A 24,148-nucleotide genomic window follows, 5' to 3' on the forward strand; every position below is an offset into this window, starting at 1 on the left:
CCTTAAAAAGCCCTGACTCCATCAAAAAGGAGGCAGGGCTTTTCTCATGATTCGAAAGAGGAGTGAATAGAATAGAAGGAATGGAGAATAGGACGATGGGAGCGGATGATGATGGGGAATAGGGAAGAGTGGCTGGTTCGTTTATTTTGCCGGAGAATGAAAAAAATCTTTTGTCAAAATATAGTGGAAACGGATGTTTGCTGCACGTCTTCGGAAGTCTCAACAGTAATAGATTATACGATTTATACTCTTTCTTATTCGAACGATAAAGGGGAGCATTGGAGCGCTGGCTTTATCGTAAAAAAGGACACATGGAATATCGTTCTTGAGCTATGGAGTAAAAATGGAGAAGCCATTGCCTATGAGCTTTACGAGTCATAATGGGGAAGTGCTGGCAGAGTGAACGGATGAAATTGTTTCCGGGGAAATGACTTATACAAGGAACGTTACTAAATTTGCCAAAAAAATCATGACGGCAAGACCAGCAAGGAATGATATAATCACAATGAATAAAAAAATAAGAGTTCTGGTTTAAATATACACTTTATTCGCTTGAAGTAGCGGCTACCGGTGTACCTATCATCTTTCCTATGGTATCTTTAATAGGGGAGAAAGGAAAGGGACTCTCCTTATTAAAATCATGTGCTCTATTCGTCCTTGCTGTTTTTTTGCAAAAGGCAGGAAGCATTTGTGAATAGGTTGAGCTCCGAGTTGATTCTCCATTGGTGATGCCGCTTTTGAACCTTCTGGCTGTTCATCATTATTACTTGATACTTCCATATATAGATCTATAAGTCACGTAAACCCTGACTGCTATTTGGTAATAACGAATTTTTTGCAAGATTCAAAGCGGTATTTATATAAACTCTTTCTCCAAACGTAAAGGTAGATTTTGTCTCATGCTTATTGTAAGATGAACTTTTCCATTCTATTTTTTCATTTTCATATGGAAAATGAGATTTATCTTCCCTTTCACATGAAAAACAAACTTATGCAAGGATATAATTGAACCTTTAACGTTGATGCAGCGTCATTTATTATGTAACACATATTTATTTGGGAAATCCAACATTTACCCTTGATATAAAAATAACCAGCTTTGTACGATCGGTATAAGCGTACATTCATTCATCAATCAATATAGGAGATAGACGATGGAAAATACTTTTCTGAAAAAATTAGACCCTACCATTTTGTTTTTAATAGGGCTGTTAGGGCTTATTAGTATTGTTGCTTTGACAAGTACACAGGCACAGGGGTTATATGGTAGTTCAAATTTAGCTTTGAAGCAGGGGATCAACTTTATGGTTGGAGTGGTTCTCCTTTTGATTTTTTCCTACCTTGACATCGACCAGATTGAAGGGCTGGCATGGCCGCTTTATATCTTTGGTTTTGTGACAGTAGCAGTGATTCCTTTTATGCCGGCTTCAATTGTTCCTCCTGTTTTAGGTGCGAAGAGATGGTTTAACATTCCTTTCCTGGGCTCTATTCAGCCCTCTGAGTTTATGAAGGTTTTTCTGCTTATCTTGAATGCCCGGCTGGCACAAAATCATAATGCGGAGAATCCTGTACGTACCGTTCAAACGGATTTAAAGCTTGTAGGAAAAATTATGCTGGCTACAATGCCTGTTTTCCTGTTTGTCTACATTGAGCCGGATACAGGGATGCCGTTCTTATATTTAGCTGGCAGTCTGACGATTATTTTCTTATCAGGAATACAAAAGAAGGTTATTCTTCCTTTGGTTTTAATTCCTGCTTCATTAGTTGGGCTTATTGTCGTGATTTACTTCCAATCACCTACATTATTTAATTCGTTTTTGCATATGCTGAGCCCGCATCAGCAGGCCCGTATTACTGGATGGATTTCTCCTTCCGCCAATAGTGCATCGGCTTATCAAACACAGAAATCCCTGCTTGCAGTGGGAACGGGAGAAACAATCGGAAAAGGATTGGGAGATGCGAAGTCAGCTGTGTACATACCGGAAAAAACGTCGGATTTCATTTTTTCCTCCATTGCTGAACAGGGCGGGTTCCTGGCTGCGTCAGTCGTGATCTCTCTTTACTTCATGCTGATGTACCGGGTGACCGTGATTGGCCTGAATTCGAATTCATCCTTTGGTTCGTATTTATGTGGTGCGACCATTGTGATTTTCTCGCTTCAAATCTTCCAAAACATTGGTATGACTATTGGTTTAATGCCGGTAAAAGGGATCTCTCTTCCGTTTCTGTCTTACGGAGGAAGCTCGATCTTCTCCAACATGATTTTAATGGGGATTTTCTTATCGATGAACAAAACCTATAGGAAATATATGTTTGGACAGGGGTAATAAGAAAAGTGGAAGCGCCTTGCCCATCGCCGTACGGATTCCGTAGTCTCCGACTGAGATAAAGGAAACTAGATGTAGACTTATCGCAGGGAGGAGACGTAGAAATTCGCTAGGGGATAGACGCTGGAGCTAGACAGTGACCATATCAAAAAGGGACAACGGCAGCAGCTCGCCATTGTCCCTTTTTCTGTATACAATTTTCAGCTCAACGTAACGTATTTTTCATTTTGCAGCTTTTCAACATCACTTTCCGTTAGCTGAAAAAACTCAGCGATTTCTTTGGTGGTTACAGGCTCTGGGGGCTTTCTTCTTGATAAGCCCCCGTATTTTTTCTTATTATAATGGCTCCAGTACAGCAAAGTCCCTGTACCGATGATAAGAGTGAGCAGGGTGAACAGGACAATGGCAGTGGTATTGGAAATGGTTAATGTGTAAAAAGCAAAGCTGAGCCTGCGCTGAAAGTGAGTAGCTAAATTAAAAAGGAAAACAACAAGAAATCCCCAGCCCGCTAATGTAAAAATCACTTCAATACTTTTTCTCAGCTTGCCTGCCTTTTGTTGAATGATCAATCAAACTTCCTCCTTTTCTGTTATAACGGCAAGCCCCTGTCAGGACTATCCCAGGTCGCATATTCATTTTTGGATTTTTTAAGGATTTTCAGCGCCTTCGGCAGGGAGAACACAACCAAAAGAGCTCCGATGTGCCAGTAAATAAGCGGATACCAAATGGTCCAGATCAAGTATTTCAATATGTTTTTCTCATAATGCCGTTCGATAAAAAGAGCCACAAAGAATTGAAAAATCGAGATGATCGAAAGGTAATAGCCAATCCATAGGAACGGGGTGGAAACGGTATGGTGCTGGATGACATTCCATATCGTCAAAATTGAAATGATAAACCAAACGAGTGCCCACAGAATACTGAGTACCTGTTCGATATAAACGGGATATAATCTCCGCTGCCGCCAGTCCAGGAAAATACCCCAATGGCGAAGGACGACTTCAATCCCGCCCTGTGCCCAGCGAGCCCGCTGCTTCCAAAGGCCTTTGAAGGTTTCAGGTACAAGCATCCAGCAAAAGGCCTTGGGTTCGTAGCGAATGTCCCAAAATCGTCTTTGTAATTTCCAGGTGATGCCGATGTCGTCTGTGATAAGGTCTGTGTCCCACAACCCAACGTCAAGCAACGCTTTTTTTCGAAAGACGACGAATACGCCTGACACGGTCATCACTTTTCCTACTATTCGCTGGGTTCTCTTGATGAGGCCTATGATACTGGCATATTCGGCTAATTGTATTTTTGATAATAAGGTGGAGCGGTTTCTGATTCTTGGGTTTCCGGTGACCGCACCGACTCTTTCGCTATTTTGGGGAGTAACAAAGTGAGGAATCATATAGCGTAATGCATCGGGTTCAAGAATGGCATCGCTATCAATTGCTGCAATAAATTCCCCTTTTGAAACAAGAACACCCTGTTTTAATGCATTGGCTTTTCCTTTATTCTGTTTAATATCAACAATGCGAAGCTTCGGATAGAGATCCCTGATAGATTCCATAGCGTTAAGCGTGTTGTCCTTGCTTCCATCATTGATCACGATGATCTCATAATGAGGATAGTTAAGATTGGAAGCATAACGAACCGTTTCTGCAATGGTCTCTTCTTCGTTATACGCAGGGATTAAGATGGAGACAAACGGCAGATCTTGGGCGGGTGCTTCAGGAAGCGAATGCTTCTGTTCTTTTCTTTTAAAATAAATAAAGCTGCCAGCCACCCAGAGGATTCCCATGACGAGAGGATAATAAAACAGAAACAGTACAAAAATATTTTCCATTCATTCACATCCTATGTAATCTATTCCTGAAATTATATCATGTGCATTCTACTAAACTAAAAAACTGAAAACAATAATTTTATTTTGGTAATATTGTAATAAATTTCAAATGGTAAATTCGTAGGATAACAAGACTGTGATAGATTTAGTAACAACTGGAGAATAAGGAAGAATTTTGGATTAAAAAAAGAAATGAGGGGTGCTTGTAAAGTAGTAATATCTGAATTTTCTTAGTCAAATACATTAGAGGTGTGACTCTCTCTCTGTAAAAAACACAAATTTTTTCCTATATTTATTAAGAAATGGCATTAAAAAAATATAAAATAAGCCGATAGTAGTATAGTAGGGGGTTTTTTTGCCTATTCCGTCCTCCCTGGGAGGGACCTACCATTATCCTTTAGTAAAAAGGAGCAAATAAATGCTCCTTTTTACTTAGAAGAAATCATAATCAGTTTCTACATTTTTTTACTTTAATAGAAAAGAATTTTTTCAGAAATAAATCATTGTTTTCTTCTACATTCCTCTTGACCTTTTACGACCGGCTTCTGTTTTTTTTCCTCCACATATCTGCGCTCTCCGGTCCTCGAATGAACATAGACTCGTTTCAACACTTTTGAAACAGGATCAATAGATACTTCCTGCGTAGGAATGAAGTCCTCTGAAAGAGTGGCGTCATTTGTTTTATAGCGCTTGTCTTTGCGTTTGGAATAGAGCCATAAAACAGTTGATAAGCAAAGCTGGAATAAAAGATAATACAAAAGCCATTTCATGCTTATTCGACCTTTTCGACAACAACGGCTGTACCATATGCCAATATTTCGCTCATGTTTTGGCCAATTTCCCCTGAATCAAATCGGAACATGACCACTGCATTAGCACCCATTGCATGGGCATTTTGTGTTAGTCGGTCCAATGCCTGTTTTCTTGCATCCTCGAGCATTTCGGTATATTCATGTATTTCTCCGCCTCCAAGAGATCTGAATGCGGCAGTGATCTGTCCTGCAAAGCCGCGGCTTCTCACCACAAGTCCAAAACAAGCGCCTTTCACTTCCTTTATTTCATATCCTTCAATTTGTTCTTTCGTTACCACTAACATAAAATTCTCCCCTTTATATACATATTGGAAAATGCTGCTTGCTCTTTGTGCAGAGATTTTGGTAAGGGTTTTTATAAATTAGAATGCGAAGTCATCGCTGCATCTTTTCGTCAACTATTCCAAGGGTACCTAGGCTGAAATTTTTGTTTTACTTGCTTGTTTAGGACCAAAAAGCAACACGATTTGCGAAAAGAGTCTTGCATAAAGATGAACCAAGAAGATGTCAGCCAACTTACGTTCAAAAACAATCATCTGTATCTTTGTCCGCTCCTAAATGTAATGGATTATCCAAAAAAAACTATTTTAATAGCACTTTAGTCTTGGTATACTTAAATTGGGCAATTCAGGAAATGTTATAAAATTATTTATTGCCAATAACTCAATGAATAGTGGTGAGATTTTGGAGATATTTGTCGGCCGTCAGCCTATATTCAGCAGACAGAAAAAAGTAATAGGATACGAGCTTCTATATCGAAATAGCGATATAAATGTGTATAATGCCATGGATGGGGATACAGCTTCTTTCGAGGTGATGAGACACAGTCTCTTAACATTTGGGCTGGGAAAGCTCACCTTTCATAAAAAAGCCTTCATTAACTTTACATATAACCTTTTGATGTCAAATTTAGCTGACTATTTGCCGAAGGAAGACATTGTCATTGAAATCCTGGAGAGTGTCACCTGGAGTCAGGAGGTTATTAACAGATGCAAAGAATTGAAGAAAAAAGGTTTTACCATTGCGGTGGATGATGTGACTGAGGACACCTTGCCGGAAGAGCTTTTGCCTTTCATTGATATAATAAAAATTGATTTTCTTTATGCCAATGAGGAAAATAAACGCTTGCTTGCGAGGAAATATAAACCATATTCCTTACTCCTTCTAGCAGAAAAAATAGAGGATCAGCAGGAATTTGAAAAGGCTTTTTTATGGGGATTTGACTTGTTTCAAGGCTACTATTTCAGTAAACCCAGTATCATTTCTGATATTGATGTACCTACATTAGAGGGACAATATTTACATATACTGAACGAACTGAATAAAGAGGACAGCAATATCGATCATATTGCGAGTCTCATTGAAAAGGATGTTTCCATTTCTTATAAGCTGTTACGCCTTGTCAATACTGTTGGTTTTTCAAAGGGGATAAAAATCCAGTCGATTAAGCAGGCCATTTTATTAATGGGTCTGAAGGAACTAAGAAAATGGATTACTCTCTTAATGATGACCTCCACTGTAAAAGATGAAGTAACAAAGGAAATTTTTCTCTTGAGTTTAATCCGGGCAAAGGTAGCAGAGAGCATTGCAAAAAAGATAGGACAAAATGCATCTGAATATTATCTGTTTGGGTTGTTCTCTGTGATTGATGCTATTTTAAAAAAACCGATTCCGGTCATTTTACAGGAGCTGCCGCTGTCTTCTTTTATTAAAAAGGGGCTTCAGGGAGAAGAGGACGATTTGCGGCAATTGCTAAATCTCTTTCAGGATCTTGAAAGGGGAGAAAAGAACCTTGCTTACACAGGAGGCAGCTCTGCTGGTATAACAAATGATGATTTATTCTGCCTTTATGTAAAGGCCATTAAGTGGACAAATGAAGTCTCCGCCAATCTTTCATAATTATTCAGGAAAAATCCACTCCCATTTTAGCCTGTCTTCGCTCGCATGGCAGGTTGTTTTATGATGAATTTTCGAAATAAAATAATATTTTAGTAATGCTTCATAAATCTGAATTTTATCCGATAAAAGTGGTGAAATAAAGTCCTTGTTCAAGACTGTGTCAGAATGGAAAAGTAGTTTGCTAAAGCATTACATGTTTTAGTGAGTTTGAAAATTCCACTCTACTCATACTTTCTGAAAGGATAATATACATATATCAACAGAGACGAAAGGACCAAAAAAAGGATGAAATCAAAAAAAACAAAGCCTAAAAAGAAAACGAATACACGCAAAACAACCATAAAATGGAAAATATTAAGGGGTTTTATTGCGGTGTTGGTCCTTCTGGTCTTGGTCGGAGGAAGCAGCATATTTAACCTTCTGCAAACGCAAAAGAGTTACCAAAGCCTGTTGGATCAGCAGGTGCAAAAGCTTCTATTGGTGAAGGATTTAAAGAGTGCCATGCAGGACCAGAATATTGATATGAGAGAATATTTGGTGACGGGAAATGTAGGGGTAAAGGACCGTTACTATGTTGATCAGAAGACATATCTATTGCTTTTAAACCAGCTGGAAAAGTCTCAAAACTCAGCCAGCAGTACAGCGCTTTTGCAGCAAATTGAAACACTTGATCAGAGCTTTATGGATGCTGCCAACCAGGAGTTTCAACTGAAGGAAGGAAGCAATAATCAACAACAAATTGCTGAAGTGATGGACACGACCTTGAAGCAGATCAGCAGCAATTTTAAAAATACCACCCAAAAGCTTGTCGATAATGAACAAAAAACGATGAATCAAGGCGTAAAGAATACACAGCAGGCTGTTAATATCAACATCCTTGTCATTGAAATTCTAAGTGTGGCCGCACTTGCCATTGGACTGACGGTCTCCATTATTATAGGGCGCATGATTTCTACTCCAATTCAGAAAGTCACCGGCTTTATGGAAAAGGTCGCAAAAGGGAATTTAAATGTAGAGCCATTGCAAGTGAAAAGCAAGGATGAAATTGGCCAATTGGCAGCTTCCTTCAACCAAATGGTAGAGGATCTTCGCGTGGTAGTCAGCCAGGTAATTGATTCGAGCATGCAGGTAGCCTCAAGCTCCGAACAGCTTACGGCCAGTGCGCAGCAAAGTGCCAGCTCCTCAGAACAGGTGTCCCATATTGTTCTGGAGAGTGCACAGAGGACGGAGGACCAGCTTCAAACTTTTACGGCGATCTCAGCCTCAGTAAATGAAATGGCGACGAATACTTCCCGGATTGCCAGCTATTCCAAGGGCATGCTGGAGGATTCACAAAGTACTTCTGCTTTAACGCAAAAAGGGTCAGAGTCGGTCGCTCATGTTGTATCCCAGATGAATGAAATTCACCAGTCTGTTATCAGTGCCAGCGACAAAATTTATTCACTCGGCCAAAGATCGAATGAGATTCGAAATATGACAGCCTTGATAACCGGAATTGCAGAACAAACCAATTTGCTTGCCCTGAATGCAGCGATTGAAAGCGCAAGGGCAGGAGAGCACGGTAAAGGCTTTGCGGTTGTTGCCAATGAGGTTCGTAAGCTTGCAGAGGAATCACGTAATTCCGCTGACCAGATTAAGCAAATGGTGACCTTGATTCAGCAGGAAACCAACGAAACGGTTTCAGCCATGGAGCAGGGGAAAGAAAGAGTCGAACGCGGACTTTCTTATACAAACGACGTTAATCACGCATTCAAGGAGATTTCCGTCTCCATTGACAATGTCACGAAGAAGGTCACAGATGTTTCTACAGCTGTGGAAAAAATGCAAACCACTACATCAACCATTGCAGCGGAAATGGAGCAGGCAAAGGGCATCTCCCAGGAATTAGCTTCAGGAAGCCACGAAAATGCCAGTGCTACGCAGGAGCAGCTTGCCTCTATGGAGGAAATTTCTGCTTCAGCCGAAGCCTTATCCAGCCTTGCAGAAAATCTGCAGAGTGCTGTGACGAAGTTCCATCTTTCTTAAATCTAGTAATGTTTTTATGAAAGATTTAGAGAAAAAAATTTCAGTTGTAGTACAATAGAGTCAGAATAACCATCATTAGAAGACCAATTCGCATACGGATTGGTCTTTCTCTTTAAGGGAGAGATTTCTATAAAAACAGGATCCATTTTTTGATTATACCAGCCATTGTTCTTTGGATCATAGGAGGTCTTATTTATTTTCTATCCACCTGGTTTCTGGGGGTATACAACAATTATCGCGGTGTTGCATATATATTCCTTTTCATAGGCTTTATCTTGTATCTAAGTGAGCAATATTTATTGAATAAGATCTCAAGAAAGCGACTAATAGGATTTAGTGTAGCAGCTATTTTTTTAATCCTTCTAGAAATCTTTACATTGATATGGTTCAGATGAATGGCTTCTATACTTTTTTTTAGTGGTTATGGTGCCATATTATTTGAGCTTTTGTTAACGATAATGGAAAATTTTTGATTGGGGAGAATATTGAATTTGAACGTAATTAAATATTTTGTCTTTCAGCTTATCTTTTTTATGGCACTAATCCTAATAAGCTTTTATTCACACATTTATATAACAAATCGATTCAATTCCGCTGATATTAAAGGGATAATCATTGAAGCTCTATTGCTATTCTTAGTTTTTAGTCTTAATAGCAGGATGAAAGATCGTCTAAGCTCTATTCGTCTATTTTATAGGGTAATCCTTTCTTTATTGGCAATTCTTATTGCCGTTATAGTCACAGGGGTTCTTACTGGAGAAATGAAGTTTTAATCTTTTACAACTATGGAATAGGAGTATTAAAAATGAAGGAATGGATAAAGAATAGTAAACTTAAGAGAATTAAATGGTATGAATATCTCTTAATCGCTAATATTGTTTTATTTGATATTCCGTATACTATTTATTACTCCATAAATGGGAATCAAGTGGATAAATACGGCGGATATTTAATTCAACTGGTTATTTTTTTATTTCTTCTTTGGTTAAGTCTTAGGTCGAAAAAGTCATAGAATTATATTCCCGAAATAGCTAGGCGATCATGCAAAACTAGAACTGCTGACAGCTGCTTTTTTTTGTATATAAATAAGGAATAGGTGATAGAGCTAGGGATCCGATACGGCAACGAGGCATAAGGAATTGTTATATTGCCATGTAAAGAAAGGAATTTAGAATGCTAAATAGTAATGATTATTTAAGTGAATGTTTTCCTGGTGTTATTTTAGGTCCGAGTCTTATTAACCAATGGAAAATTCACTTGCACTTTGAGTTTGCAAAAGGACTTTCTGTTCATATGGATGGATCAGATGATTTGAATCCACGATACTTTGAAAAAGTGTTTTCTCAGGCTTTGTCAATCTTTAACAGCATTTTTTCAGATGATGACCAAGTCTTTCTCATCGTAAATCTTTACAAGGAAAATGATTTTAATTATAAATCGAAATTAGGATTATATCTTAAATATATCTCCAATAAGAATGTCAGGTTTCGTTTACAGCAAAGTACCCTGCCCTATCCGTTTCCTCCAGAGGATGAGGAAGAACCATTTAACTGCCATACCATTCAGTATTCTTTAAAATGCTTAAAACGTGACATTCAAACCCCTTTTATATTAAAAACGTTAACTAATAGAGATTTTCCTTCTTTAAAGCCAAGATTGTCAAACGAAGTTGGGATGCAATACCCTGATGTTTTTTTCGTTAATGTCTCTAAAAATATAATCTTCTTTATGCACGATGATTATGGCTGTGAGATTATATCAAAGTCTTTAGAGGCCCTGCGCCCCTTATATGATAAATATAGGGATTTGATTTGTAGCTACTGTAAGGATAGTATTGATGAACTTCTTAGTGATGCTTAATATGTTTGGCTATGTAACTGCACGTGAAAGAGGTTTCCCTCCTTTATTTTTATTTAGGAATAGGTTAGCTTAAGAGGAAGTTCATTCGGTACTATAGAAAATGACTAAGTAAAAATAGACCATAAAGGCGGGAACCATGACAAAACCAATCGTTGTGATAAGTGAGTATAATCCTGATTGGGAATGCCAATTCCAATACGAGAAAAAGAGAATACATGGTGTTTTGGGTGATAGAATCATTCAAATCGAACATATCGGGAGCACGTCTATTAAAGGACTGTCAGCTAAACCCATTATCGACATGATGGCAGGTGTACCGGACTTAGAAGCAGTACCTGATTTAATTTCCTCCTTAAATGAAATTGGATATGAATATGTTCCAAAGCCTGAGATTGTGGATAGAAGATTTTTTAGAAAAGGGCTTTGGGGACAAGGGACCTGCCATTTGCATATTTGTGAATATGGCGGCAGTGAATGGTTTGAAAAATTGTTGTTTCGTGATTATCTTAGGCTGAACCCTTTATTGGCTAAAGAATACGAGCTGTTAAAGCAAGAGCTGGCTGTTACCTATAAATTTGATAGACCCGCATATACAAAAAATAAAGAGCCATTCATTAGAAGGGTTGTAGCATTAGCAAGAGAGGAATTAGGTTAATCATTCAAAGAGGAGCTAGTGATGGATACAACATTTAGGGGCAGAATGGAGGAATTGATTGGGGAAAATTAAACAACCTCTTTGCAAATGGTGGAAACATCTCTCTGTACGCCCACTAATTAAATAACTAATTCGTACCTTTATGTTATTACAATATAATATAGAGGTGACTTCCATGTTTGTTAGTCCGATGCTTTTGGAAAGGGGAGCTGAACCCTTTGATTCAGAGGACTATATCACTGAATTGAAGCTAGATGGTATTCGTCTGCTGCTCTCTAAATTTGATAATAAGGTACGTTTATATACGCGCCATAATAATGAGGTCACATCCCTGTTTCCTGAGATTTATAAGGATCTCGAAATCCCGGATGGAACCATTCTAGATGGAGAGTTAATTGTTCCAGGTCCAAACGGAGGGCCTGATTTTGAAGCAGTGATGGAGCGGTTTAAATCTGCAAGATCCACACATTTTCTTCAATTCTGCGTGTTTGATATTATCTATTATAAAGGTGAAAAAGTGGCTAATTGGCCTCTTATTCAGCGTAAAGAACTGCTTTCAAAGCTTAACTTCCAAACCGAACATGTTGTTTTAGTTCAATGGGTTGAGGGCAATGCCATAGCATACTTCAATGCTGTTAAGGAGAACTCACTTGAGGGTATTGTTCAAAAGCGAAAAGACTCCCGTTATGAGATTGATAAACGTTCTGATAAGTGGATAAAGGTCATTAATTATCATTACCTTGATGTATATATTACTGGCATACTGAAAAGGGATAATTCTTATCTGCTGGCTTTAGATGAGCATGATCCTGCTATTGGCGTTATGGAGTCTTTACCAGTCACTGAAAGCAAGAAAATCTATGATGCACTTCAAGAAAATATTTTTGAAGAAAATGATAGAGTTATTCGTTTTAAAAAAGGATTTCCATGTAATATTAAGTTTCGTAACTGGACATCCAATGGCAAACTGAGAGTTCCTTCATTTCATAAATGGCACACATAAAAGAAAAAAGTTAAAAATGCTGAGTCACAGAATAAATAAAAAGAGCGGCCGCCTCAAAGGTGTCCGCTCTTTCCTCTTCTTAGTAAAAGTTACTTTCCTGTACTTCATCGATTGGTAATAAGTGCTTAATCTATTTTTCTTTGATAGTAGTGACATGCGTAAGTCGCAAGAGACTAAATAGTCACTATATGAGAGAGTTGAAATAGGGATAAATACCTATATTTTGCGTGATTTAAAAAATTTCTTCGAATTACAATTCAAATTTTCGCGTTCCCCGTCCGATAAAAAGAAAGGAAGAAATATCTTTAAGTGAATTGGGGAAATGGAAATGGCAAAGAAGAAAAAGAAATCGAGATCTTTATCAACAAAAGTAGTGAGAATTATTATGCTTTTGTTGATCCTCATTTTAGCAAACGTGGGCACATCGATGTTTATGTCGTATAAAATGAATCAAAATGTAAACACCATTAAAAATCAAGATCTTACCTACACACAGATGGCCCAAAAGGCAAATCTGGGCTTTTTATCAAATGTTGATAACACATTGTTTATAGCAGGAACACCCAAAACGACAGATCCTACGATTATAAAAGCAGCTGCAGGAGTGATCACTTCCAGCGGCCAAGACTTACTGAATGCCTTGAAAACAATCCAAACGGGACATCTGGGGCTGAATGCGGCTGCAAAGGCACATGTCGAAAAGGCTATAACGGATGCGCAAAGTTTCACTAATTTTACCAATAATGTTGGTAGTATGGCGCAAACCAACCGTGACGCTGCAAAGCATACCGTGTTTGAAACCTCGCAGGAGACGGATTTGTATATTCCGCTTAATGCATCGCTTACTTTAATTAAAAATGATTCAGAGAAGCAGCTTAGGCTTCACGCGGATCAAACAGGACAGTTTGGTATACAAGGGACTTCAGTAATAATGATAATTGGTCTTATTTCTCTCGTTATAGCCGTTGCAGGAGCCATTGCCATCAGTTTCTCAATCCGTCCGCTTCGATTTGTAGTGGATAAATTAAAAGAAGTGGCAAAAGGCGATTTTACAGGTGAAGACATCCAGGTGAAATCAAATGATGAAATCGGAGAAATTGCTTCTGTATCTAATCAATTGAAGAACCATTTACGAGAAGTTATTCAGCAGGTCAGCCTCCATTCCGAACAGGTGGCAGCTTCTTCTGAACAGTTAACAGCAAGTGCAGAACAAACCAGCCTTGCGACACAGCATATTGCTGAAACCATTCAAGAGCTGGCTGCCGGTACGGAGCAGCAGGCACAGAATACCCAGGAAAGCTTTGAATTTATTCAAACCATTTCAGGGCAAATGAAGGATATTGCAGAAAACGCCAATCAATCAACGGAGGCAACTGTAACAGCTACGGAAATTGCGCAAGAAGGAAGGGCTTCTGTAGAGGAAGCGGTCAGCCAGATGAAATCCATTGATACAACCGCAAAATCCCTAACTGGCATAGTCACAGAGCTTGGCAATCACTCTTCTGAAATTGGGCAAATTGTGACGGTTATCCAGTCCATTGCAGAGCAGACGAATCTTTTAGCGTTAAATGCAGCGATTGAAGCAGCAAGAGCAGGTGAGCACGGCAGAGGATTTGCAGTTGTGGCTGAGGAAGTGCGCAAACTGGCTGAGCAATCCAGCTCTTCTACTAAACAGGTGCTGGAGCTAATTACCTCTATTCAGCAAAAAACACAGGATGCTGTAAAAGCAGCCCAAGAAACGAACAGTGAGCTGGCAGCAGGCTTGAAATCTGTCAATCTGGCAGGCCGCGCTTTCGGGGATATCCACGGCTCTGTAGCTGCAGTGTCTGAGCGTATTGAAAAAGTAAGCAGCTCAATAAAAGAAATTGAAACAAAAACGGACCAAGTGGTTACGTCCATTAAGACCATTTCGGAAATCTCCGCTTCCGCTTCAGATGGCACTCAAAACATTTCTGCCTCTACGGAAGAACAGCTTGCGACCATGATCGAAATAGCAGAATCTTCTTCTTCCTTGTCCAAGCTGTCAGAGGAGCTGCTCGAATCGGTTTCTGTTTTTAATGTATAAGGCAGCTCAGAAACAGGGAAAGAGACAAAAAAGTCTAATTCTGTCAGTTTTGAGGTAGAAAACATCAAATAACAAACTAAAAGGGATACTCATTCTTATATGAAATGGTATCCCTTATTTTTGGTAATTAAACAACGATTTAGTTATTCTAACACTTTAGATTACACACTCATTCGCATATCGATTCACATATAGACTGCCGACTGGCAGACACCTCGGGATCGATATGTTAGAATGTATCGGGAATTTTTAGCAGAAACGGTTAGAAATACACCAACAACAGTCGGACATTTTAATCAGTAGTGTAATATTCAACTAAACCAGCTAATAGGAGCCAACATTTTTTGAAACATCTACTGATTGCCCATTTCACTTCTGAAATTGATTAAGAGGTCTCCTTAGAACGAAAGTTTTTAAATTTTTCACCAATAGCCCTTGTCAATCCAGCAGTAAATGTTAAAACTCTCCTTCCACAGGAGTAAATGAAATGTGTAATCTGTTTTCCACTGCACGAAGCCTCTGATTCACTCGTTGTAATTGGCGATGAAGTTGTTCAATTTCTCTTTCTTGAATATTGTTTTGCCTTTCAAGCAGATTGACTCTGCGTTCAAGTTGCTGCCATTGTGGCAGTTGAAGTAATTGTGATAATTGCCTGTTAGGGTCATATTGTTCCTGCTGTATAAATGGATAGTACTCGAACTGAGTTTGGGGAAATTGATAAGCGCCATACAGATACATTTGGACATCTTTCCTTTTGTCTAATTACCTATAAATTATGTAGGCACTTATAGCTTGAAACGGCGAATACCCATAGATTTCCTTTCAAAAAAATAAATAAATATTTTCAATCCTTCTATCCATTCTTTTTAGTAAAACATAGGCTATACTATCTAATTTTTATTTGCAGGGAGAGTACACAATTGCAAACTAATGAAAAAATAACAGTAAGTATACCAGTCCCATCGCAGTGGGGAATCCATGCTACAATTTCAGGCAGACCGTTCATTTCGGGTACCTTTATCATTAACTCTATTACTGATAATAAGGTTAGTGGTACGATAAATTTTCGCGGAATTCCTATTCCGATTAACGGAGATTGGGATGAAACCAGTAAACAAATACATTTTGATTCACCTTATGCAGCATTTATTGGTCTTTTAACTGTGTTTGATGATGCCTCAATTTCAATTCGGCATTTGGTTTTTAGAGGGCTTTTGAGGATGAATCCCCATTCTTTACATGCTGGTGAGTCTGGAAGTTGGATAGCTACAACCCAGACAAACCTTACAGGGCCTCCCATTAAAAGCGATTTACTCCCACCTGTTGGAGTTTTTTTAACATCTAATTTTCTACATGGCAACGGTTCTAGATTTTAGGGGGAAATTGGGGCAGTGAGAAATGAAAAATGCCTTTTTTTCCATGACCTTAGATAGGTGGGATAATTTTGATTTTAATCTTGTACTAATCTCCCCTTCAGCATCGAAATGAAACGGAATATCTAACTCTTGCACCTGGATATTACCATCATCCTTCAATATAAAGCGCATCTAAGAAAACCATTTAACTTTTTACTGAAGCATCAGTTTAGCTGCCTATTTATTTGTTTTTCCGGGATTTAGAAATTAAGCTACTAATTTTTCCTACTCCAAATCCAAAGATCACAATGATGATAAGGAGTAAGTATTGCTTATTTTTCCTTGAAGAAAACTAAACTCGTTTGTAAACCAACCGGCAGAACGGACGGTGCAAAACCCTGTCCTATTTTAATCCTAATCCAGAACTGAACCCAAAGTTGATTGAAGCGGAAGGCACGAGACTCCTGCGGGATCAGCGTATTTGGGGAGACCCCGCAGGAGCCTGCGACGAGGAGGCTCCCCAATCGCTCCGCGGAAAGCGAGAGCCTATAAGCGTAAATCAACCGGCAGGAAGACCAGGTCTCTGCTAAGGTATAAGATAATAGCAATCCCTTCTGTCGATAAATTTTGCAGAAATGCTTGAAAGAAACAAAATCGGGGTAATAGCAAATTAGCAAGCGCTATTAAGAGAAAGACAGCCTTTCCGTTGCACTGACTAGGTATTTTTTCGCAAAGTTTTCCGAAAAATGAACAAATTATGTCAAATTGAGCTGTAACTCTGTATAATATTGATTTAATAGAAAGTAAGCCAGCTAGTTAGCAAGACTCCAAATCAATGAGAATCACCGTTGATTTGGAAGAAAGTAATCACTACATAAAAGAAGTAGATGTGCATCATGTGAGGGGGAAGTTTATGCAGCAATCTGGAAAATTCAAAAAAACAATGTCTTTAGTCGATCTCATTCTGATTGGTCTAGGCGCTATTTTTGGGTCGGCATGGCTATTTGCCGTCAGCAGTGTGGCTTCCAAAGCGGGTCCGGGCGGATTTATTTCCTGGGTCATTGGCGGCTTGATTATCCTTTTAATCGGGCTGGTGTATGCTGAGCTTGGTGCGGCACTGCCAAGGACGGGCGGGATATTGCGCTACCCTGTTTATTCCCACGGGCCACTGGTTGGGTATTTAATTTCGTTTATTACGATCGTTGCCTATTCCAGTCTTATCTCCATTGAAGTAACGGCCGTACGCCAATATATTGCGTATTGGCTGCCGGGTTTGACCAAAGCGAATTCTCAGGCTCCTACAATAGTAGGCTGGCTTGTCCAATTTTTAATGCTGCTTGCCTTTTTTCTTTTAAACTATTGGAGTGTCAGCACTTTTGCAAAATCGAATAGGATCATTTCCATTTTCAAATACTTTGTACCTCTGACCATTATCGTTACGCTAAGCCTTCACTTCAAGGCGGGTAATTTCACCTTAAAGGGTTTTACTCCCTTTGGCTTTAAAGGTATACAGGGGGCGATTACATCAGGCGGTGTCATGTTCGCCTACCTGGGTCTTCACCCCATTGTGTCGGTTGCCGGCGAAGTAAAAAATCCAAAACGAAATATTCCGATTGCACTGATTATCTGTATCGTGCTCTCCACTCTTATCTATACGGCTTTACAGGTGCTGTTCATCGGGAGTATTCCCACTGGCAGTCTTCAGCAGGGCTGGGCGAATATCCAAGGCAAATTTCCATTGCCATTTAAAGATATCGCCGTGGCACTCGGCCTGGGGTGGCTGGCGGTTATTGTCGTCATGGATGCTGTCTTGTCTCCAGGTGGAAACGGAAATATCTTTATGAATACGACATCGCGGCTGGTGTATGCCTGGTCGAGGAATGGAACGTTTTTTCAGAAGTTTTCCAAAGTGGATCATAAAACAGGAATTCCACGTAGCGCTTTATGGTTAACGTTTGTTTTATCTGTATTTTGGACACTGCCTTTTCCGTCCTGGAATGCATTGGTCAATGTATGTTCTGTCGCATTGATTCTATCCTATGCTGTCGCACCGATTTCAACAGCGGCGTTTAATGTAAACGCTAAACATTTAGAGAAACCTTTTAAGCTAAAAGGAAGAAGTGTCATTGCCCCTATATCGTTTGTTTTTGTCACGTATATCGTGTATTGGGCAGGCTGGAATACTATTTCATGGCTTTTGGGCTTCCAAATTCTAATGTTTATCGTGTATCTGGCTTTTTCCAAGTTCCGAAAGAAAAGTGCAGTAAGCTTATCCCAGCAGCTGAAATCTGCGTGGTGGCTCTTGGCCTATTATGTGATGATGCTGGTAATATGCTATTACGGCTCCTTTGGGGGAGGGCGTGGAGTCCTGTCCGCACCGCTTGATTTGATCATTATTGCGATTGGTTCTCTGGCAATCTACTATTGGGCGATGTATTCAGGACTTCCTAAAGCCATGATTGAGGAAGAGGATGAGGCTTTTGATCATCAGGATGTAACCCTGCCGCTGCAGGAGGAAAGTTCTTCTACTACATTAAGCTAACATAGGAACAGGCCTGCATCCTCGTATGCAGGCCTGTTTTCATTATGATTGTGTTTCTTCTTCCTTCTTGGTGGAAAGAACTTCTTTCTTTAAAAACCAGCATAGTAAAAAGGATACGATGGCAACGCCAAAAGAATACAAATAAATATGCTGGAAGGCGTCAATAAACATGGTCTTGACGGTTGTTAAAAGAGCCGGCGGAAGATGATGGGGAATGCCGCCTGCTGCAAGGCTGTTGCTGTTTTTCATCATCCCCTCTGGAAGGAGGCGGCCCATTCCCTTCAGCTTATCCGTGAGAGCAGAGGAAAGCAGATTGCCAAAAATACTCACTCCGATAGTCGCTCCAATCGTTTGGAAAAGCGGAACGGTAGCCAAGGCAATTCCTTTATTTTCTTTTTCCACAGATTCCTGAACAATGAGATTGTCACCCCCGAACATGACACCAAGGCCCAGGCCGGTAATCACAAAGAAAATACAAATTTTAAAGACGGTAATATGAATGTCCATTTGGGAGAACAGATAAAATCCGATGATCGGCATGATGAAAGCAATCCCGAATAATTCTCTGTATCGGACTTTTGTGATTAGGAAGCCGCTGACCATGGAGGAGCCAATTGCCCCGACCATCAGCGGGAGCGTTAAGTATCCAGCTTCTGTTGGTGTCAGGCCGAGCACATTTTGTGCAAAATAAGGGAAGGAAGAGAAAGATCCCATAAGCCCAAATCCTACTGTAAAAACAATCAGGGAAAGCACTAATATGTTACGATTTTTAAAAAGGTGAAGAGGGACAATGGGTTCTTTCACTTTGGACTCAGTCCAAATGAACACACCAATCAATATCACTCCTAAACATAGCAGTGAAATGATGAGCGGGGAGCCCCACATATAGCCGTTGTTTTGTATGAGTACGGGTGTAATCAGCAGTGAGACGATCGCTGCCACTAAAAGAAAAGAGCCTGCCCAGTCGATCACGACTTGCTTTTTAACGGATGCCTCCTGTAAACCAAATGCCAACAGGGCAGCCGCCGTGATACCAACAGGAATGTTCACAAAGAAAATCCAATGCCAGCTGGCTTTATCGACAAAATAACCGCCCATTAATGGACCTGCCAGCATCGGAATAAACATGATCGGGCCCATTAAGCTTTGAATTTTTGCCCGCTTTTCAACCGGAAAGAGGTCACTTGAAATCGCCATTGCTAACGGCATCAGCCCGCCGGCACCAAGACCCTGAATGCCCCGTCCGATCAGAAGCATCGTCATCGAGTGAGAAAGTCCGCAGACAATGGAGCCTAGGATAAAAAAGGCCATGGACATCATATAAATCTTTTTACGTCCATATAGATCTGCAAGCTTACCCAGAATCGGCATGAAGGCTGACAGGCTCAGCATATAAATACCACCGACCCAGCCGTACAAGGATAAACCGCCGAGACTGCGAATGATGGTCGGCATGGCCGTATTTACGACGGTTTCATCCAGTTCGGGAAAAATCAGTCCAATGATCAAACCAGCCATCACCAGGATTTTGTGGTTCTTTTTCATCAAAGACTGTTCTGCATACTGTAAATTTGTTTCCATACAATCGTTCCTTTCAATCGTGAGTAAAGCCAGTATATGTAAGAATTTTGAACTGAATATGAACTGAGGAAGATATCAAATGAAAGTTTTTGAGCATTCGTGTATGCTGAGATAAAGACAGATTTTTCTGAATGGGGGATACGATGGAAATTACACAGCAATGGAATGAGAAAGACAGCGATTATATTCGGCATAAGGTTATTGAACACAATGTCAGGGCGCTCCCAAAAGAGCTTCGCCATCCAGTAAAAAAGCTCAGCTTAATGCTGCGAAACGACGAAGGAACGATTATGGGCGGCATCACGGGGACGATCTTCTGGTATCACCTGCATATTGATTTTCTTTGGGTCGATGTATCGCTTAGAGGGCAGGGCCATGGCAAAGAGCTGCTCCAGCGTATGGAAGAGGCGGCCATCGAGCACTGCTGCCGGTTAATCCTTCTGGATACATTCAGCTTTCAAGCTCCGGATTTTTATCAAAAGCAGGGGTTTCAAATTACTGGGATTGTGGAGGACCATCCGAAGGGCCACCAGCTGTATTATTTGGAGAAAAGGCTGGGGTGAGAGGGGCTGGAGGAAGCGGGTTTATAGAATGAGGTAAGTAGTTATGCGTTAGGGGAAAAGGCCATAAGGCAAATGAAGACCTAAACGCTGAGAAAAATTCAAAGAACGGTCCTTCATAAGGCGGATGAAGGCCCAGACGAAGAGAAAAATTTAGAGAACGGTCCTTCATAAGGCGGATGAAGACCCAAACGAAGAGAAAAATTTAGAGAACGGTCCTTCATAAGGCGGATGAAGGCCCAAATGAAGAGAAAAAAACAAAGAAAGGTCCTTCATAATGCCGATGAAGGACCAAACGAAGAGAAGAATACAGAGAACGGTCCTTCAAAAGACAGATGAAGGCCCAAATGAAGAGAAAAATACAGAACAAGGTCCTTCATAATGCCGATGAAAGCTCTTGAAGGAGTATGCAGGATTTCCTATTTTTAAAGAGCAGACAGTTATCAGGTTGGGTTTAAGTATAATGAATCGGTGGTGAAAGATAATTGGAACCAAAATGGCTGGAATGGGCGAAGCAGCTTCAATCCATAGCACAGGCAGGATTAACGTATTCTAAGGATGTATATGATTTAGAACGGTTTGAAGAGATAAGAAAGATAAGCATTGAAATCATGTCTCAGCATACAAATGTGGACCACAAAACGATAAAGGATCTCTTTGCAAATGAAACAGGGTATGCAACGCCGAAAGTGGACATTCGTGCTGTGGTATTTAGGTACAAAAAAATATTGATGGTCAGGGAAAAGAATGATGGCGGGTGGTCGTTACCAGGCGGCTGGGGCGATATTGGGCTAACTCCTAGTGAGGTGGCGGTGAAAGAAGTGAAAGAGGAGTCAGGATTTGACGTAAAGGCACTGAAATTGATTGGAGTTCTCGATAAAAAATGTCATCCTCATCCGCCTTCTCCGTATCACGTTTATAAACTATTTATACAATGCGAAATCATTGGCGGGCAGCCAAAGACAGGGGTAGAAACGAACGCTGTTGAATTTTTCGCTGAAGATGAACTGCCGCCGCTATCCATCGAAAGAAATACAGAATCTCAAATGGAACTGGCTTTTAAATATTTACATAATCCTAATGAGACTGTCTATTTTGATTGATTAGAGCCTTATTCAAGAATAGTAAGTTTATGTTTTTATAAATACATTTAGAGGCAGGTCATAAGATGAAAACGGAAAAAGATAAAATGTTGGCTGGAGAGATGTACGATCCTGCTGACCCCTTATTATTAAAAGAACGCGAGGAAGCAAGACATAAGGTCAGGATGTATAATCAAACGTTAGAATCAGAAGGAGAAGTGCGGACGGCATTATTAAAGGAGTTACTGGGCTCTACCGGAGAAAATGTGTATATGGAGCCAAATATCCGCTTTGATTATGGCTATAACACACACGTAGGAGAAAACTTTTTTGCGAACTTTGACTGTACCATTTTAGATGTTTGTGAAGTGCGATTTGGCGATCATTGTATGCTCGGGCCAGGCGTACAAATCTATACAGCCACACATCCGCTTCACCCAACTGAACGGAATTCCGGTAAAGAGTATGCCAAGCCGATTACCTTTGGAAACAATGTTTGGATTGGGGGGAGTGCAGTCATTAATCCTGGTGTAACGATAGGAGACAATGCTGTAATTGCATCAGGTGCAGTCGTGACGAAAGATGTACCGACCAATACAATAGTGGGCGGAAATCCTGCGAGAGTGATTAAACAAATTGAGATGTAAATGTAGAAACAAAGCTGTTCTGTTATAAAAATTCATTTTTGTACGAACAGAAAAAGGCCCCATCATCTAGCAGGTTCTGTTTTGGAATACATCCAAAAGTATATTAAACAATAATGAAAAGCACAGCGTTTGAAATGCACCCCAATTGTAGACACCAATCTAACAATAGGAGGTGCTTTTCTTGTGAATTAACTCAATGCCCTTTTTGTACAAACGCCCTAGTATTTCACAAAATTCTTTTCATCACTAAGAATATCGCTATTTCGTAAATGCGAAGTCCAAGTTTTGCTATTCATGTAAGTTACCAGGAGTTTCCCCAATTCAATGGCTGTTAATTCGTAATGGGGGCTTAGTTTTATATGGGCTATCAAATGCAAGGTGGGGGTGGAATGGGCTCAAGCTTTGCTTTAATTGTTGTATTGTTCATTCTGTTAATTATCATTGGTGCATCATTTATGGGTGGTCCATACTAATTCTTTGTTACAGAACAGAAGTGTCTTTTTGATTCTATTCTTATTATAAAAAGCTATAGCGTGTTTTTTGATTGGAGAAACGTGAAGATGGTATTTATTAATTTTAATGCTTTTAAAGAACTCAATAACGTAGGCGTGTAAAAGGGATCCTAAATCGCATCCCATGTTTTTCAGGTGTAAGGTAATAGATTTACGTTCAACTTCTTTCCCTTCATATTCTTTAATAGTTAATTCAATTGCACAATTGGTCGTTCCTTTACAATGACCAACATAAATACCCGAGGGAATTTTTAATTTTTGTTTTATCCAATTCAGATAGTAACCTTCACTCAAATCATTATCTGTGCCAAATCAAACTTCGAAATATGATCTATATTCCTTCACTTCCGCGTTTATAATGTACAAAAGGATAGAAATCCCATAAATTAAATTAACATTATTAATTACAAAATTTCAGTGATTGATAGTGCCTATATCAAAAGGAGGGATATGTATGTTTGGATTTGGACCAGGATTTGGACCGGGGGTTAGACCGGGATTTGGACCGGGCTTTAGACCGGGATTTGGACCGCGAGGTTTTGTCAGGAGAGGATTTCCTGCAGGGCGAGCAGCATTTGCAGGTGGATTTGTAGGTGGCGTTACCGGAGCTGCTATAGCTGCGCCGTTATTCTGGTAATATATTAGAATCCAAATGTCCGCTCAGGATTGTAATAGGCGGACACGTTACATATTTTACTTTTAACGGTTAAATGGGAATGCTTTAGAAGTAACCTTTATGGCTTATTCAGCTTGCGAAACTGCATCAAAAATACGGGAACCTGTGATAACAATGACTACATTGGATAATTTAAAGTGATATTTATGGTCTATTAACAGACTAAAAAAGGGATATCTAAATCGAATTGCGATTTGATGCCCCTTTTCCTTTTCTTTTTATATACTTGTACTCGACAACAGAACCCGTTATGCATCAGTTCCCTTTTATATTTTAATATCCTGGAATTATGGAAAATACAACTAAATTGCAAAGGGCTTAGATTTGAAAGAGAAGCTAAAGATTTATAGACTTTCCTTACTGACAATCCCATTTCTGAATTTCATATTAGGAAAACTGCCTCCGGCTATTTCGTTTTCTCGAATCGCCTGCTCAATTCTCTTAACATCGTTTTCACTTAGATGTACATCCATCGATTTTAGAGATTCTTGAAGCTGCGAAACTCGTCTTGCCCCAATTAATGGAATAATATCCTCACCCTTCGCTAAAACCCATGCAACGGCAAGCTGAGGCAACGTGATTTGCTTTTCTGCAGCTATTTCACGTAAGGATGCAACTAAGGATAGATTTTTGTCTATATTTTCTTGGGAAAACAATGGGATATAATGTTTGCTGTGATCCTTTAAAGAATGTGCCGCTGAGCAACCCGTGAACTAATG

At 39.8% G+C, this 24,148-nt stretch carries 22 protein-coding genes; 15 read left to right on the forward strand and 7 right to left on the reverse strand.

Going from position 1 to position 24,148, the window contains the following annotated elements; genetic code table 11:
- Positions 1-111: 111 nt before the first annotated feature.
- Both A5N88_RS19605 and A5N88_RS19610 read left to right on the forward strand, forming a co-directional pair.
- Entirely contained in the window at positions 112-381 is a 270-nt protein-coding gene (locus A5N88_RS19605; protein WP_066269164.1) for a hypothetical protein, read from the forward strand.
- Positions 382-1,154: 773 nt separating this feature from the next.
- Complete coding sequence (locus A5N88_RS19610) at positions 1,155-2,327, forward strand: FtsW/RodA/SpoVE family cell cycle protein (RefSeq protein ID WP_066269166.1); 1,173 nt, start codon at positions 1,155-1,157, stop codon at positions 2,325-2,327.
- A 200-nt stretch (positions 2,328-2,527) separates the two neighbouring features.
- Here A5N88_RS19610 and pgaD read toward each other — a convergent pair whose 3' ends face one another.
- The 4 genes from pgaD to A5N88_RS19630 form a co-directional block, all read right to left on the reverse strand.
- A complete protein-coding gene (gene pgaD / locus A5N88_RS19615; protein WP_066269168.1) occupies positions 2,528-2,896 on the reverse strand; it encodes a poly-beta-1,6-N-acetyl-D-glucosamine biosynthesis protein PgaD in 369 nt (122 codons plus the stop codon).
- A gap of 20 nt (positions 2,897-2,916) precedes the next feature.
- Positions 2,917-4,155, reverse strand: coding sequence for a poly-beta-1,6-N-acetyl-D-glucosamine synthase (gene pgaC / locus A5N88_RS19620; RefSeq protein WP_066269170.1), 1,239 nt, complete (start codon positions 4,153-4,155; stop codon positions 2,917-2,919).
- Positions 4,156-4,655: 500 nt separating this feature from the next.
- Positions 4,656-4,925 carry a hypothetical protein gene (locus tag A5N88_RS19625; protein ID WP_066269172.1) on the reverse strand — a complete coding sequence of 90 codons (270 nt, stop codon included), beginning with the start codon at positions 4,923-4,925 and terminating at the stop codon, positions 4,656-4,658.
- Positions 4,926-4,927: 2 nt separating this feature from the next.
- Complete coding sequence (locus tag A5N88_RS19630) at positions 4,928-5,251, reverse strand: heavy metal-binding domain-containing protein (protein ID WP_066269175.1); 324 nt, start codon at positions 5,249-5,251, stop codon at positions 4,928-4,930.
- Between the two features lie 400 nt (positions 5,252-5,651).
- Between A5N88_RS19630 and A5N88_RS19635 the strand changes: the two genes are divergently transcribed.
- From A5N88_RS19635 to A5N88_RS19670, 6 genes are all read left to right on the forward strand, one after another.
- Positions 5,652-6,866: an EAL and HDOD domain-containing protein gene (locus tag A5N88_RS19635; RefSeq protein WP_066270713.1), complete on the forward strand. Its 1,215-nt coding sequence runs from the start codon at positions 5,652-5,654 to the stop codon at positions 6,864-6,866.
- 285 nt (positions 6,867-7,151) lie between these two features.
- On the forward strand, positions 7,152-8,891 hold the full coding sequence (locus A5N88_RS19640) for a methyl-accepting chemotaxis protein (RefSeq protein ID WP_066269177.1): 1,740 nt from the start codon (positions 7,152-7,154) through the stop codon (positions 8,889-8,891).
- Positions 8,892-10,064: 1,173 nt separating this feature from the next.
- Positions 10,065-10,751, forward strand: a complete 687-nt coding sequence (locus A5N88_RS19655; RefSeq protein WP_066269186.1) for a DUF3885 domain-containing protein — start codon at positions 10,065-10,067, stop codon at positions 10,749-10,751.
- 136 nt (positions 10,752-10,887) lie between these two features.
- Entirely contained in the window at positions 10,888-11,406 is a 519-nt protein-coding gene (locus tag A5N88_RS19660) for a GrpB family protein (protein WP_066269188.1), read from the forward strand.
- 175 nt (positions 11,407-11,581) lie between these two features.
- Positions 11,582-12,409, forward strand: coding sequence for an ATP-dependent DNA ligase (locus tag A5N88_RS19665; RefSeq protein WP_066269192.1), 828 nt, complete (start codon positions 11,582-11,584; stop codon positions 12,407-12,409).
- A gap of 328 nt (positions 12,410-12,737) precedes the next feature.
- Entirely contained in the window at positions 12,738-14,474 is a 1,737-nt protein-coding gene (locus tag A5N88_RS19670; RefSeq protein WP_066269193.1) for a methyl-accepting chemotaxis protein, read from the forward strand.
- 456 nt (positions 14,475-14,930) lie between these two features.
- Here A5N88_RS19670 and A5N88_RS19675 read toward each other — a convergent pair whose 3' ends face one another.
- A complete protein-coding gene (locus A5N88_RS19675; protein ID WP_066269194.1) occupies positions 14,931-15,212 on the reverse strand; it encodes a hypothetical protein in 282 nt (93 codons plus the stop codon).
- 182 nt (positions 15,213-15,394) lie between these two features.
- Here A5N88_RS19675 and A5N88_RS19680 point away from each other — a divergent pair, with 182 nt between their 5' ends.
- Both A5N88_RS19680 and A5N88_RS19685 read left to right on the forward strand, forming a co-directional pair.
- Positions 15,395-15,850 (forward strand): hypothetical protein, encoded by a 456-nt coding sequence (locus A5N88_RS19680; protein WP_066269195.1) that lies wholly within the window; start codon positions 15,395-15,397, stop codon positions 15,848-15,850.
- An 892-nt stretch (positions 15,851-16,742) separates the two neighbouring features.
- Positions 16,743-18,371 (forward strand): APC family permease, encoded by a 1,629-nt coding sequence (locus A5N88_RS19685; protein ID WP_066269198.1) that lies wholly within the window; start codon positions 16,743-16,745, stop codon positions 18,369-18,371.
- Between the two features lie 42 nt (positions 18,372-18,413).
- On the opposite strand, the gene A5N88_RS19690 is transcribed toward A5N88_RS19685, so the two are convergent.
- A complete protein-coding gene (locus A5N88_RS19690) occupies positions 18,414-19,952 on the reverse strand; it encodes an MDR family MFS transporter (protein WP_066269200.1) in 1,539 nt (512 codons plus the stop codon).
- A gap of 143 nt (positions 19,953-20,095) precedes the next feature.
- Here A5N88_RS19690 and A5N88_RS19695 point away from each other — a divergent pair, with 143 nt between their 5' ends.
- The 5 genes from A5N88_RS19695 (at position 20,096) to A5N88_RS19710 (ending at position 23,390) form a co-directional block, all read left to right on the forward strand.
- Positions 20,096-20,515: a GNAT family N-acetyltransferase gene (locus A5N88_RS19695; RefSeq protein ID WP_066269202.1), complete on the forward strand. Its 420-nt coding sequence runs from the start codon at positions 20,096-20,098 to the stop codon at positions 20,513-20,515.
- A 482-nt stretch (positions 20,516-20,997) separates the two neighbouring features.
- Positions 20,998-21,615: an NUDIX hydrolase gene (locus A5N88_RS19700; protein WP_066269204.1), complete on the forward strand. Its 618-nt coding sequence runs from the start codon at positions 20,998-21,000 to the stop codon at positions 21,613-21,615.
- Positions 21,616-21,680: 65 nt separating this feature from the next.
- Complete coding sequence (locus A5N88_RS19705) at positions 21,681-22,241, forward strand: sugar O-acetyltransferase (protein WP_066269205.1); 561 nt, start codon at positions 21,681-21,683, stop codon at positions 22,239-22,241.
- Between the two features lie 389 nt (positions 22,242-22,630).
- The gene (locus A5N88_RS24495; protein WP_232317641.1) at positions 22,631-22,714 is read left to right on the forward strand and encodes a YjcZ family sporulation protein; all 84 of its coding nucleotides are present in this window, start codon (positions 22,631-22,633) and stop codon (positions 22,712-22,714) included.
- 493 nt (positions 22,715-23,207) lie between these two features.
- Positions 23,208-23,390, forward strand: a complete 183-nt coding sequence (locus tag A5N88_RS19710; protein ID WP_066269207.1) for a hypothetical protein — start codon at positions 23,208-23,210, stop codon at positions 23,388-23,390.
- Between the two features lie 383 nt (positions 23,391-23,773).
- Here the strand turns inward: A5N88_RS19710 and A5N88_RS19715 are convergent, their stop codons facing one another.
- Positions 23,774-24,085, reverse strand: a complete 312-nt coding sequence (locus A5N88_RS19715; RefSeq protein ID WP_066269209.1) for an aldo/keto reductase — start codon at positions 24,083-24,085, stop codon at positions 23,774-23,776.
- Positions 24,086-24,148 lie beyond the last annotated feature (63 nt).

The sequence above is a fragment of the Heyndrickxia acidicola genome, from assembly GCF_001636425.1.
GTDB classification, from domain to species: Bacteria; Bacillota; Bacilli; order Bacillales; family Bacillaceae_C; genus Bacillus_AE; species Bacillus_AE acidicola.